The sequence below is a fragment of the Saccharicrinis aurantiacus genome (assembly GCF_001660705.2).
In the GTDB taxonomy this organism is placed as follows: domain Bacteria; phylum Bacteroidota; class Bacteroidia; order Bacteroidales; family Marinilabiliaceae; genus Saccharicrinis; species Saccharicrinis aurantiacus.
Map to the genome: position 1 here is coordinate 1 of NZ_LYBV02000051.1, position 14681 is coordinate 14681.

The 14681-nt window shown below is 36.6% G+C and carries 12 protein-coding genes; all 12 read right to left on the bottom strand.

Features of this window, described 5'->3' with window-relative positions:
• Nucleotides 1-2450: hypothetical protein (locus A8B35_RS22025; RefSeq protein ID WP_139314986.1), on the bottom strand; the 2450-nt coding region annotated here is incomplete at its 3' end.
• Between the two features lie 259 nt (nt 2451-2709).
• On the bottom strand, nt 2710-3870 hold the full coding sequence (locus tag A8B35_RS22030; protein WP_075604043.1) for a BamA/TamA family outer membrane protein: 1161 nt from the start codon (nt 3868-3870) through the stop codon (nt 2710-2712).
• Between the two features lie 28 nt (nt 3871-3898).
• Nucleotides 3899-4972 carry a PCMD domain-containing protein gene (locus A8B35_RS22035; protein WP_075604044.1) on the bottom strand — a complete coding sequence of 358 codons (1074 nt, stop codon included), beginning with the start codon at nt 4970-4972 and terminating at the stop codon, nt 3899-3901.
• Nucleotides 4973-4989: 17 nt separating this feature from the next.
• Nucleotides 4990-5751, bottom strand: coding sequence for a hypothetical protein (locus A8B35_RS22040; RefSeq protein WP_075604045.1), 762 nt, complete (start codon nt 5749-5751; stop codon nt 4990-4992).
• Between the two features lie 12 nt (nt 5752-5763).
• Nucleotides 5764-6936 (bottom strand): DcaP family trimeric outer membrane transporter, encoded by a 1173-nt coding sequence (locus A8B35_RS22045; RefSeq protein WP_075604046.1) that lies wholly within the window; start codon nt 6934-6936, stop codon nt 5764-5766.
• Nucleotides 6937-6986: 50 nt separating this feature from the next.
• Entirely contained in the window at nt 6987-7970 is a 984-nt protein-coding gene (locus A8B35_RS22050) for a hypothetical protein (RefSeq protein WP_075604047.1), read from the bottom strand.
• 11 nt (nt 7971-7981) lie between these two features.
• Nucleotides 7982-8158 (bottom strand): hypothetical protein, encoded by a 177-nt coding sequence (locus A8B35_RS23480; RefSeq protein WP_171973258.1) that lies wholly within the window; start codon nt 8156-8158, stop codon nt 7982-7984.
• 19 nt (nt 8159-8177) lie between these two features.
• Nucleotides 8178-9491: a carbohydrate porin gene (locus A8B35_RS22055; protein WP_075604048.1), complete on the bottom strand. Its 1314-nt coding sequence runs from the start codon at nt 9489-9491 to the stop codon at nt 8178-8180.
• Nucleotides 9492-9535: 44 nt separating this feature from the next.
• The gene (locus tag A8B35_RS22060) at nt 9536-10357 is read right to left on the bottom strand and encodes a hypothetical protein (RefSeq protein ID WP_075604049.1); all 822 of its coding nucleotides are present in this window, start codon (nt 10355-10357) and stop codon (nt 9536-9538) included.
• 8 nt (nt 10358-10365) lie between these two features.
• The gene (locus A8B35_RS22065) at nt 10366-10926 is read right to left on the bottom strand and encodes a PepSY-associated TM helix domain-containing protein (RefSeq protein ID WP_075604050.1); all 561 of its coding nucleotides are present in this window, start codon (nt 10924-10926) and stop codon (nt 10366-10368) included.
• 53 nt (nt 10927-10979) lie between these two features.
• Nucleotides 10980-14210 carry a VPS10 domain-containing protein gene (locus A8B35_RS22070; protein ID WP_075604051.1) on the bottom strand — a complete coding sequence of 1077 codons (3231 nt, stop codon included), beginning with the start codon at nt 14208-14210 and terminating at the stop codon, nt 10980-10982.
• 106 nt (nt 14211-14316) lie between these two features.
• Complete coding sequence (locus tag A8B35_RS22075) at nt 14317-14562, bottom strand: hypothetical protein (protein WP_075604052.1); 246 nt, start codon at nt 14560-14562, stop codon at nt 14317-14319.
• Between the last annotated feature and the right edge of the window lie 119 nt (nt 14563-14681).

A 14681-nucleotide genomic window follows, 5' to 3' on the forward strand; every position in this document is an offset into this window, starting at 1 on the left:
GGGTTCTTATCCTTAAAAAGGTAATAAGCGCCTGTTCCGATTAGGGCTGCTACTCCTATTCCGATGCCCATTTTAGCTCCTTTACTAATGCCTTTGGGCGTACTAACATTGCCTGGTGTTGTAGGCATCCGAGCCATTGGTGGTGAGGGTTGTACAGCCCTATAGGATTGTCGTGGTACTTCTGTTCTTATTTCTGGTAAAATATTATCTGGGGTTTCTGCAGGTAAGGCGTTCTGCGATTGCATTTGTTGGTATTGTTTTGCCCTTTGTTGAATGGCATCACTCACCTGCTTGCCTTGTTTTGCGTATTTCTCAATCTTTTTAACGGCTGCTTTGCCTCGTATTTTATTGAAGATGTTCTTCACGGGCTTTAACCAGTTTTTGATCTTGGTTAATACGCCTGTTGCTGCTCCTATGGATGCTGCAGTGGCAACAACGCCCAGGTTACCTAAATCATTTAATTCTCCTACCGAATCCAAGCCTTTAAGGTCTGATAATAAGCCTTCCACTCCTTTTAATGAGAAATCAGAGCTCTTCTGCTTGGCTCCTTTTAAAATGGCATTCTTCAGGTTCTTTTCTTTGCCCTGAAGACCATTGAAAAGCTTTCTTACTTTATTGTGTCGCTTCTTTAAGTCCTTTAGCTTGCTTAACGAAATATTGTGTTTTGAAGCTACTGCATCTGGTAGATAAGCGTATTGTAGTTTCTTAGCAATGCCAAACATATTTAGGCGCAATGCTGCTAGTAATCCGCCTCTGATGGCAATGGATAAGGGATTGAAGCGAACAATGGCTTTTACCACCTTTTTAGCTGCTTTACCAATAGCTTTACCGGCTTTCTTGATGCCTTTGCCAACCTTCTTTCCAATTCGTTTGATGGCTCTCCAAAAACGGCCTCTTCGCTTTCTACGCCCCAGACCATCCATCTCATTTTCTAAATCATCGAAATCAAGTAATCCTTCAATAGCATCTCTATCGTATTTAATGAGTCCATTTTCGGCAAGTTTTTCTTCTATTATAGATAGTTTATCTAATACTGCATCACGCTTTGGTGTATTCCAAAATTTAATGGCCTGATTGAGCATGCTAATAAACTGATCTGGATTTTGGATATGTGCCATTTTAGCCTTGTTACTCTTGCTTTTCAATAAGAAGTCACGAGTGCGTATGAGATATTTTAATGTGGCATCTTCTGCGTTACCTAGACCATTGATGCTGTCCTCAAAATCCAATCCTGAAACGATCGACATCAACTCTGTATACTGATTTCCTTCATTGGTATCAATACCTGATAGTGCGTAGATGGGTAAGCCTAAGGTATTGGTTCCCGATATGCCATCGACACCTCTTATACCTGCGACCATTTGAAGTGGTGACATATTAAAGTCAGATTGTTGAAAGCTGTAGGGCTTTTGGTAATCAAATTTTGATAGCACTGGATCGATGATTATTTCGTTTTCACTATCACCGGCAGCAGGCACAAAAACATAAATGTGCTGAAAGTTCTGTTTGCCATCGTACTTGGTAATGCGGAACTTAAATGGAATATCCAAACACTTCAAAATTGACCCACAGAAGATGCTGTAATCATCACAATCAATACCTGATGACTTCTTTCCTTGTTGTTTGAATTTGATTTGACCATCTAGCCAACTACGAGCGGGTGTACGCAGTTGCTCTGTGCCATCTTCATCTTTTTGATATTGTAGATGCTTATAGGCAAAATTAAAGATGTTGCGACAGGTTTCTTTGAGTGTATCAGCTTGTAAATACTGAGCTAGATCTTCCACCTCATGGTAATGGGATGCTACAATATCAATACAGCCTTCAACGGTTTCTAGTACATTGCCATTTTTTACCAGGACTTGATTGCCGTCGGCTTTTTTAATGAGTTTATTGTACTTGGTTCCATCTTGTGTATTACGAGGACCGGATACTATACCGAGTTGTCCCAATGCTAATCCGCTCATATGTTGTTCTTCTTTTAGATTTTGTGTGGTGGTAATGGTCTCGCCATTGATACTTAGCGTTAAGGCAAAACTCATATCAGCTTTTAGCTGTGCAGTGTTTTGAAGCAGTGCCATGGATAGGCCTTTACCTAATAGGTTGAGAAAGGGTACTTGAAAAACGATTTGTGGTTCTTGTGTGGTTCCTGGAGCAATAGTAAGTGCCTTAATCCTTGGAGTTGAATAGGCAATGGCTGCACCTTTATATTGCGCTACAACTTGATTTATAGCTAATGAAACAGCGGCTTTTGTGGGATTATAACAACGCAGTTTAACGGCAAAATGAACTTCTTGTAAATTCAGTTTATGGATGCGAAAGCCAAGCAGTGCGAAGTTCATTTTTGCACCTGAAAGAAGGTTCTGCCCCTTCTTAATAAGGTAGAATCCTCCGCCAATAGCTGCTAAAATGCCAAGTGTGCCTAATATCTTTTTTGTGTCTGCTTCCATAGTGAGAGCAAACATATAGTAGGAGGTAGATTGAAAGTTGGTTAGATTTGGTTAGCGTATCATAAATTTGGTTAGATTTGTTTAATTATGGTTGTTTAAAGCAAAATATTAATTGGAAAATTATTTATGTTTCAAATAAACCTTTGGTGTAAAAAAAGCTAATTTACTTATCCGCAAACAATTCTGTCTTTCATTTCAGTAAGACATTAGAAAATTTAGTCTATAACAGTCACCTTTATTTATTTCTTTACTAAATAGTTTAAAAAGAACTTCCAAAAACTATATAAAATGCAAATTCTTTACCATTACCCCAAGCAAAATCTGTTCCCATGTGAACGCCTAGCATGCGAGCAATCTCATACCTAAAACCAGTACCTACTGTATATGCCCAATCTATTCCATCAAATGCATCAAATGACTGAAAAGCCTTGCCAGCTCCTGTAAAGCCAACTACCGACCATCGTTTATATACATTGTATCTCCATTCGGTTTCTGCCACCATAACATTGTCGCTTTGATATCGCATGGCAGGAATTCCTCTCATTTGTATAAAAGGGTAGGCATAAAAAGGTGCATCGCCAACTAAATAACTTCCTGTGAATTTCCAAGTTGAGTAAGTTTTTTCACCAAAGGGCACAAAACCTTGTATATCTGTATCTAAAACACCATAATCTTCATCAGCTCCCATCCATTTGGCAGAGTAATTATAGGCAAGTTCAGCATTAATACCTTTAGTTGGAGTAAATACATTATCTCTGCTATCATACTCAATCATTGGCTTTAAGGTACTAATAACGGATTCTGTTTCTAAGCGTTTAATAATTTCATTCACCAATGGTTTACCAGGGATCGTGTCTATCCTTATTTGATTATTGAAGTATAGGTAAGAAGCACCTATATAAAACTTGCTTGATGAAATTCTGACTTGTGCACTTTGATAGATAAGCCATGCATCTATGTTTAATTTGATGGGATTTTTGTTTAATAGTGGATTGTTGTTTCCATAATAATTAATCCATACATCTGGTTTAAAGAGAGCCGTGATTGTACGTACTCTATTCTCTCCAAAAATATGTGAATGGAAAGCACCTGCACCCCAGGTTCTATTTTCTGTTCCAAAGCCGGCAATGCCTGTTACGTTAGGAGGCACATTAACGTTATACTTCTTTTTACGAGTATGAAAATAGAGCAGAGCACCACCACCACCATAACCAACAGCAGGTTCAGTTATTAGTACAGGAACAGGGAGAAGCCCACGGTGTTCAATCAAAAAAGAACTCACATCAAAAGCATTATCAACAGGGTCTCTAAAGGAAATTTTATTTTTCTTCTTACTCACAGAAATACTATCATTATTCGCCAACAAACATTGCGGAATGGCAAAAATAAGCACTATAAATAAACTTCTTAAATAACACATAACAAAACCTCCTTAATAAAGACTTTCTTTACTCATAGATTAATTGTACATCATCTATAATTAACATACTCCCAACTGCACCAGAAAAGTTAGCACCATCATAGCTAGAAGATGCAACAAAGGTGATATGTGTTGGCAAAATATACTCAACTACTTCATTCTCTACATAAAGACCATTTTCTGGCTTCATATAATCTGGCGTATCTGGAGGAAGTTCTCCATAAATAAAATCTAATGTTAACTCACTTAAATTTGGTTGCTCATTCCCATCTCTAAACCAAACAGTAGCCAGGCGTCTTATATCATCTGTTCTTATCTCTAAGTAGGCATAAATATCACACATATCCCCATCTGGCAATATATTTCCATCTTTATCTTTATTTTCAGTTCCAGGAGTATATTGGTATTTAAATTTCAATGATTTAGGACGCCCTGCAAATGGAGAACCAAACTCAATGGCAGCCTCTGGATCTGAAGGATCTATAGCATCTTTATCAAATTTCCCCACAAAAATAGAACCTGCGGAAATAGGAGTTCCGAATGCGGCAGCTAAACTTCCATTATCAAGGGTTTCCATTTTAGCAGCGTAATTATCACTTTCAAGTTCAATAGGTGTAGTTGCCGTAAGTCCAAGAATCTGTGTACCTGCATTACCTGTTCCCCAAATTGTTGTAGATTCTGACTCTCCAGGTTCATAATATCCACCTGCAGCTTGGTACCATAAACTAAAATCTCCATTTGGTAATGAAGGGGTTGCGGAGGCGATATAAGGTATAATTTGCCACTTTATAACAGAACCTTCCTCAGACGTTATATTAACCTCCACTTTGTCTGAAAGATCTATAACATCCCCAACATTAATATCTGATTTCGCAAAAGAGGAAAGCTCAAGCGTTTTTACTATCAAACCACTAAGTTCAACTCCTGGAGGTATTTCAACTGTAGCTGTTAAACTATCAGAGTTAATTACAGCCTGACTAGCTTGATTGCTTACCTCTATCATTTTAATATTACCATATTTCGACAATCCAAAATAATCTTCTTTTACACATGCTGATAAAAAAAGAATAACTATTACTGTTATGATATTTAGTTTTTTCATTACAATCAATATTTAAATTAAAAATAATAGGCTAAGCCCATATCAAGAGATAGAATGTCGATATTAAAATTAACATTATGCCTAACATCTTTGGATTGTTCAATCCCGTCAATTTCAGTATTAGTAATTTTAACATCATAACCTAGTACATTAAGCTGTACCTCAAAAGCAAAGTTTTCCATAGCAAAAAAGGTAACCCCAGGACTTATTCCAATCCCAATATTATGGGTTGTAGAAAAGGTTTTCGAAATTTCATCAATATTTTTTATATCCCTCGTATTAGTAAGTTCAATTCCATAACCAACACCAATCATAGTGAAAAAACTTAAACGTTCATTTCTCGTTAAAGGAACAGATGATCTAATATTAGGCTGTATACTATAGCCTCTTGTAATAGAGTTAGTTTGAAGTGTGTCGGGATCTCTAAATACCATACCAACAAATTCACTTTCATACATTTCTAAATTAAGACCTACCATACCATAATCTCCTGTATAATAACCACCCTTAAGTTGTATACTATAGTTTAGATCATTACCATCAAGCACATTTTGCAAGAGTCCCTTAGTGTTCAGACTCTTTTGATCACTAAAATCAAATCCCATTCCCACATACCAACTTCCTTTTTTAAAAGGTTTAAAATCATTATGATAATAACTCGAAAGCAATTCATAAGGAGAGTATTCCGAACTTTTTTTATCGTCTTGACCATATGCCAATAAAAAATTGAATGCAAGAGATAGAACAACACCAATCGATTTTGTTTTTTTTAGTCTCATAAGTTAAAGGTTTTAACGTTTTTCATCAGCTACTGAGTTGTGATAACCAAAGGTATATTTTGCAGCAAATTGAATTCTATGAAAAGTGCCACTTGTACCATCAAGTAGTTCACGTCCGGCGTAGATATACTCAACACCTAAACGCAGTTTAGATACTGGATCCCACTTTAGATTACCTGAAATACTATAACTCATATCGTTAATATCATTAGATACAAGTTCGTTGTTATGCATGGCTTTATAGGCTGATAAACTAAAACTAGAACTCAGGGTTTTAGGTTTCCAAAAATGATTATATGCTATATATCCATTTATGGTTTGTATTACATTAAGTTTTTGATTTTCGTCTACTACTGCTCCAGATAAGAACCCTGCTGCTAAATATCGGCCTAAGCCACTTCCGTAGGTAGCCACCGCTCTAAAGTCGTCCCCTTGACCACCGACAACAAGTTTTCCACCTGTTGTAAGTCCAAAACCGACTGTACTATTGCTTAGAGAGTCTCTTTTATGCAAAGTTCGTCCTATAGCTGCAATTGTCCAGTTACCCCAATGACCCGAAAAGTTTTTACGCACTATAATATCTGGTAATATTTCAGAATCTGTTACATTAGTAGCGCTGCCTTGGTATTCGGTAATTGTTGTTTCCGGATTTTCGAGGGCAAACCACCAACTACCAGCTTTATATCTTATTTGCAGTTGGCGCACAAACACTAAACCATCCAAAGCGCCTGAAAAGTCGATTTCATCTGGCACAACTACAACCATAAAACTACTCCACGTTTGCCCAACTAATAATCTATCCCATTCAAAATAAGCATGTCGCAATCTAGGATTAAAAGAGTTACTTACTTTCTCATCACCTGCCGACGACAGCATAAAATCAAGCTCTATGAAACCATGAATTTCTTTTCCTAAAATATTACTTTTTACATCGAAATTGAATCTTGATTCTTTGGTATGATAATCTAAATCAAAATTTTGGTCAGATGGCCCAACAGGTATATGTCCGGGTAAATGAAAATCTCTCAAAGGACTTCGTTCACCAACATCACCATTTTGATACCATGTATTGATAAAATCGGCTTTAATGTATCCACCAAAATTGAAGGAAGTAACTTTTTCTACATCTTGAGCACATAATAAGATGTTACTTAAAAGAAAGAAAGAAGTGAATAGGTATTTCATATGCTAGTTTTTAAAGTTTAAACTATACAGCCTTTTTCAAAAGGGGATATTTAAAAACCAAAACGGTAATTCGCAGATATCATTACTTGATATTTTCCGGGTAGAAAACCTGCCTCAGTTCTAATTTGCCAATCTCTATTTATTTGCCATTGACCCCCAACTATAAAATTCCAGTTACGCTCTAACCTTTTATCAAATTGGTAATGAACAGTTGTATTCTCAAGGTCATCTAATCCTTCATTCATTTTGTTATACAAATAATCATGTAGTTCATTAGGATTTTCGATAGAACCATACCAATCGTCAAGATCTTGCCTTGCTCCTCCCTCTACATCAATTACATCAGCAAGCCTTACGTTCCCTACTGTACCGGCATCAAGGAATTGAAATTGAGCACCTGCCCATGCTCCTACAAACATGTCGGACTTATTTTTTATACCCCAATTTTTTATAAACCTTACTCCAGCAACATTTACTAATACAGGTTTATCTAATAATTCATTTTGTGACCAAGACCAACTATAATCTACTCCTAAGTTTATTGGACCCAAAGGAGCTACAGCCAGTACATTAAACCCCCAATAAGCACCATCACTTTCTGATTTAGCATTTAACTCCAATGGCTTTTCAAGTGAAATACGTGTTTCGCTAGTAAAACGCCCATAATAACCTCCCAAACTTAAAAATGGTAATATCCATACATCCGCACGAGCGTTCGCTGTAAGTACTTTTACTGTTGAAGGACCAAAATCTATTATATCACTCAAATCTTTTAAGTCAGGTGTTTCTCCTGATTTTACAAAATCGAGCATAAAATTTTCTAAAACAATATTTTGTTTCGTAAATATTGAATTAAGCATTACACCAAAGGGCTTAGGTAATTTGTAACCTCGCTCATATGATTTTTGACCTAAAATAGGCAATATATATGGATATTCTTTCCCCACCTGTGTACTATCTATCCCTTGAGAGTATATAGAAGTAATGGATATTAGTAAGGCCAGTACAGTAATTAATTTTTTAACTTTTGACATACCTTAGGTTTTTAATAATTCTGTAATTCGTGCGAGTGGCGATAATCTTTATCTCCACCAAAAACAACTTTATTTCCTAACAGAAACCAGTTATCCCATCGGTCGATATCATCCTGTCCAAAACAGAACTTACATTGGATGATAATGAATAAAAATGTTAATAATTTTAATTTGGTTTCTCCATCCATATTTATAATACTTATGCTACTACATTGTTATTCTTCCTCTAATACCAAAATAACTTAATGTATTAGAATCTGGGTTAAATGTTGGATTAATTATAAACTGATAATCCGGAGTAATTTCTAAATGGGCAGTCAAATTAAAGCGATAGAAAACTTCAACGGTCATTTGATCTTTTGAGCCAGGAATATTTGTTTCGGCCCAACTGAATGAGGTACCTAAAATATCGTGGGATTTAAACCTTAAGCCATGACCAATCTGTAGATCTTTTTTATAAAAAGCATTCTCCCCGTTGCCATTGGAAAAACCGAATCTCAAATGAGGAATGAATCTTTCTGCGAAAAACCAATGCGATGATATAGCTAATCCTTGCGCAAATGCGACTTCTCCTCCTGCAGGGTTAGTATATGCATCAGTATCCCAATATGTAACACTTATTTTTTTGAAATAACGTTCTGCCATGCTTGGCACATAACCTACCTCTAAAGCCTTAAAAAAATTACCTTTAAAAAACTGATCTCCAAAATGTAAAAACTCACCATCATTGAATCGATCACCATAAGCATCAGTTAGGGCTCCCATAGCGTAAATATTATCTGTAATTTTATATCCGGCAACTATACCTACTCCTTGATTTGGCCAATTTACAGTTCCTGAAACTGAAGATCCATAACCCAAATAATGTTGCCAGGGCACAATTAACCCATGAAAGTTAAAGTAGTTTGTTACATCTACTTTTCCTAAAACTATGGTCAACTTATCGTTTATCAAGTTTTGTTGCCAATTTAACTCTAGTGCTCTAATACTATAGTTATTAAAGCCCGTAGCAGGCAGTCCATAATAACCCGATTCGAAAATCCCATGAAACATTGGGTTAGTAAAGTCGCCGTAGGCATGCCGACTATTAATTTTAAGAAATAAAGTTCCTTTGTTCTTACCAGTCTTCCTGTTAACCAGATTCCACCCAGCTTGTAGATCCAAAATCCCACTACTAGTATTATTGCGATTGACATCTGATATAGTGGCTGTTGAATGCATAAATACCGAGGTGTAATTTACCCCAAACTGAATCCCGAATTTTTCATTAACCTTTTGTTTCATCTCATACCATGGCTGCATAACCCTCACCGGAACTCTAAAATAAAAGTCCTTTTTCTGATTGTCTGCCTGCAATTGAGCCCCAACTGTTTTTGGTCCTCCCATAGCGTCATTATTCTGATAATTCGATTCTGTTGAGTCTGTTAATACTACTGTTCCTTCATTTTGTGCCTGTGAAGTACCAATACTAACATCAAGAATGAGTATTAATACCAGTATTATTGCGTATTTGTATTTCATTACCTATATGTTTTTATAAAACTGGTTATTAGCGTAACTATTAACTACCCCCATGGTAGTTTTATCACCGGAGTTATCTGAAAAAACACACCCCAACTTTGCCCCGCATAATCTGGTCGAGTTACAAAATATTGCCCTTGCAGAGTAAGTTTAAGAGGCATTTTGCCTACAATTACTGTTTTGGCTAAGCCAAGGTTCACAGGAACTGAAAAATCAGTATCAATTGCATTAACATAATTTGCAGTTAATGTAGGGCTTCCTCCAACTTGCCAACCATTTCCTATTCCGAACCAATAAAACGCCTGAAAAGTACCTAGATTAACGTTATCATCACCGTGTCCTACTCCATAGTAGTGTTGCCATAAACCTCCAAACACCCCCCATTTCCGTATAAATGCAAATACTGCTGAAGGTCCTACCTGAAACTGTCCACTGCCAATAGCTTCGTCAGTTGCTGTTGGAAAAAGAAAATTTGGACCTCCTCCTAAAACGATACCGCTTTTAAAGATATACCCATACATCGCCATCAGACCCAAATCACCTAAACCTCGTTTTTTTTGCCAATTACCATATTGGTCTACCGTTAAACCCGCAGAAACAGGAACAATAGGTCGAAAAATTAAATTACCAGTCTTTAAGGATACGGGAAGTGTAGGAAGGAAGGTTAGTGTGCTAGTATTTTGCGAAGTAACATCTTGCGCAGAACCTCCCCATTGTGCATAGTTACCTTGAAAAATAAGACTACCTAAAGCACTTACGGGATTAGACAATTCACGAGCTATTTCATCTGCCGATTTTTGCTCTGTCTGAGCAAAAACACCAGAAATACATACTGTTATAAACAAGAGGGTTATAAGTATTTTCATAGAAATAGTTAATTATATTTTTGATAGAGAATTGGTGTATACCAAATAATAAATCCGGTAATAATAAATAATAAAAGCGCTAAGCCGAGTGTGGTGGAAAATACCAATTTGAAAAAACCATTAGAAAAACCAAACCACTGATCAACAATGCTGCCATCATGAATTTTTTCAATTATATCAGCATTTCTTTTACCTATATGTAACAATTGTCCATTACTTCCATCTACCTGAACCATCCAATAATTAGAAAATCGAACTTTAGCCACTCCTTTTTCCGGCCTGATATCAATTCTATCAATTCGTAAAGTGTTTTCCGAAATTTTATCAGATAAATAAAACTTTGCCATTTCACTGATAGAATCTAAAGGAATCCAATCTTTTAAGTGAACGGATCTGCCACTATACGTATTTGGTGTAATAAATTCACCACTATGCTTCTTCCAGCCTAATAATATACCTGTTATAGAAAGTATTAATATAAAAACCATTAAAGTTATACCCGATTTTCTATGCACTTGTCTAGCAAATCGAGCATTTTTTGATAATTGTTGTAATTTTTTTTGGTTCATGTATGAAATAATAATGTGGAAGACTATGTTTCAAGTCTCCCACATTGATTTACCTATTTTAGCAGTTTATTGAATTTCGCTAGTTGAGGTTCTATATTTTTTTTATAGGATGCATCTGCTTTTTTAGCATCATTTAACACACCTTGATACTCAACTTTCATACTTTCGGAAACAGGTCCTTCAGAATGATCTAAAATTCCGCTCATAAACGACATTTTAAACAGCAAAGTAGCTGGTAAATTAATAACCTCAGCCAAAGTTCTACCTGTTGAAACAAATGCTGCTTCATAATTATTTACCGTAGAGGCAATAATATCGTATTGTTTTTGAGCTTTCTTAATAGTACCTGCCGATGCACCTGACGTTTTCAATGTCTCAAGCTTTTCTTTGGCTTCATCTCTTACTTGCAAGGCTTGAATAACATTGTCGGTCATTTGTGCAGCCTCATTATACATTTCCATCCAAAATTCAAACTTGGCATCGGCTTGTGCCTGTGTATAATTTTCTTTAGGACTCATATTTATCTTAAAGTTCTGCGTTTCAGTAGTACCATCAACCAACAGTTTCACCTGATACTCTCCCGGAGGAACAATTGGCATAATTGCTGTTGGAGGTCTTGTTGGTACTCTAGGTAGCATATCTATGCGCATGTCCCAAACAAACTTATTTAGTCCTGAGTTAAAATCGTCCTCTTTACCATAGTTTAGCATCATTTCTGCTTTACCATAATTTCTAATAACTTTGCCATCCTTGTTTAGAATCTGAATAGCAATTTCTTTAGGCTCTTTTTCTAACTTAAAATAAAACACAGGGCCTAATGGTTTTGGGTCTCCAGCATCGATAAACTTGCGCTTACGCTCACCATTTACTAGTTTAAAAGTTTCTTCATAATAGGTTAAACCAGGGCGCATATTTTGAACAAAGTAGTTCTTTTTTGTACCAGGGTCACCGCCTGGAACATAATCTAACCACCAATTATATCCAAAGCGAGTGTAATCAGGAATTGGATATAGATGAACAGATTTTTTATCTGATTCGGTTCGTAATTCACGTAATGGAGTTATATCATCCATAATCCAAAAACCACGACCGTTAGTAGCAATTACTAAATCATTGTCTTTAACTTTCATATCAACCACAGGTACTGCTGGTAAATTAGCTTTTAACTTATCCCAGCTTTTTCCATCGTTTAACGAATAGTAAACACCATTTTCTGTACCAACAAACAACAATCCTTTGCGCACTTTATCCTCGCGAATGGTACGAGAGATCTCCGTTTGTGGAAAATTTTCTGATAGGTTTACCCATGTTTGTCCATAGTCCGTTGTTTTATAGATGTATGGTTTGTAGTCGTTATAGGTATTGAAATTTGAAAACACCACATAAGCTGTAGCAGCATCGTATGGCGATGGCTCTATTTCATATACCTGAGAATATTTTGGCAAGTACTTATCTTTAATAGAAATATCTGTCCAATTGGCTCCTCCATCTTTGGTAACATGAATTCTACCATCATCAGAACCTGTCCATATAACACCCTGTTTAACAGGTGATTCATCCATGCGCTTGATGGTTGAGTATATTTCTTGACCAAAATATTCAGATAACCATGGCGTACCTGTTATTTTCTGGCGTTCTTTTAAATCATTGGTTAAATCAGGACTAATAACTTCCCAGGTTAAACCTTCATCGGTAGTTTTAAATAATACATTACCACCCAAGTAAATCGTTTTAGAATCGTGTGGAGATAAGAAATAAGCTAAATCCCAGTTGAAGCGGTATTTTAAATCGTAGCCATTTAAGCCGAATAATGGCACAGGCCATACTGAGCGTACTTCGTTTTGTCCGGTGGCGATATTATTTACTGTAAAAGGAGCTCCACTACCCATTGGCGAGCCACCTGAAATGTTGTATACAATATTTAAATCATCCGGATTAGGGATAACACTACTAATTTCACCATTACCAATAATAGTAGTCTCATAACCTGAGATACCACCCCAGCGAGAAGCACTAGGTACTTTATATGCCAAAACATCTTGTCCACTACCATATACATTATACGGGAAATCGTTATCCACGTTTACACGATAAAACTGTGCGGTTTTCTGTGTATACTGACTGCTCCAGGTTTTTCCGCCTGTCATACTCACCTGGCAACCACCATCGTTTGTACCAATGATGCGGTTAGGGTCTTTAGGGCAAATCCAGAAATCGTGGAAGTCATCTTTAATACCCGGTTGAAGTTCCCATGTTTTACCACCATCGTTAGAACTAAAGGTACGGTTATTAGGACACCATAGTACTTTGGCATCGTGCGGACTTGCCATAATATGACTGTAGTAGAAAGGACGACCAATTATCTGGAAGAAATCAGAAACAAATTCCCAATTCTCACCCAAATCGTTGGAAACATATAAACCCGGTTTTGTTTCAGAATCAATTAAAGCATAAATCTTTTTAGCATCGGCTGCCGACATGGTAATACCTGTACGACCACGTCCTTTTGCAGGTAAACCATTATTGTAAGTAATCTCGGTCCATGTATCACCACCATCGGTAGATTTGTACATACCAGACTCAGGTCCACCTGTTTTTGGTCCCCATGCTTTACGCTCAAACTCCCACATTACAGCAAAAAGCTCATCCGGGTTCGATGGGTTCATCACCAAATCAATCACCCCGGCTTTTTCACTTTTAAACAGTACTTGCTCCCAAGTTTTACCACCATCTTTGGTGCGGTAAACACCTCTGTCTTCATTAGGTCCAAAAGCATCGCCAAAGGCACCAACAAAAACTACATCAGGATTTTTAGGATGCACACGCACCTGAGAGATATGCTTAACATTTTTAAGTCCTACATGCGTCCAATTATCGCCGCCGTCGGTAGATTTGTAAACACCATCGCCCCAACTAACGTTGTTTCGCATTTGTGGTTCACCTAAACCTACATAGGCAATTTTGGGGTTTGATTCTGAAAACTCCATAGCTCCAATACTACCATAATTAAAATCATCGTCGCCAACAGGTTCCCAATACACGCCGGCATCTTCAGTTTTCCAGAGTCCGTTACCGGCTCCGTGAAAAAATGTATAAGGTTCAGTTGGGTGCCCAAGAACTACAGATCCACGGGTTCCAATCATAGGACCAATAAAACGCCACTCTAGTGCGTCAAATTTTGTTGGACGCTCATATGCGTTAATGGTACTCGTTTGTGCTTGAATGTGAATTCCTAAAAAAAGAAAGAGCACAGCTAGCAAATTTAAGTTTAAATAACTTTTCATAATTTGATTATTTAATAAGAAAGATTAGCATTTATTTATATCGGATAATAATTTACATTTACTATTTATGTATTAGTAAAAACTAATGATGTTTTTGTTTGAAAGATTAACACAGTTTTAAAACAGAAACGATAGTGTATCTATTATCTGTCAATGAGGTGAGCAGCCCGTTAAGTGCAGCTTGATCCTTTACTACACCCGTTATAGTAGAAAGTAACTTAGCATTAAAACTAGTTTTATTGATACTCATGCCGTATATGAGCGGAAGATTAGTATCGTTAATATTACCTTCCACCGTAATTTGATAGGTGGCTGTACATATAAATGTCTGAACTATGTTATGAACCTTCATTTTTTTAATTAGATTGATTCTAAACAAATTTAAAAAACGCTTTACTATTGCCAGTATATTAGGGGGTGTAAAAAGGGTGTAAAAATTGTAATGAAAATGAATTTCTTCGATTACATATG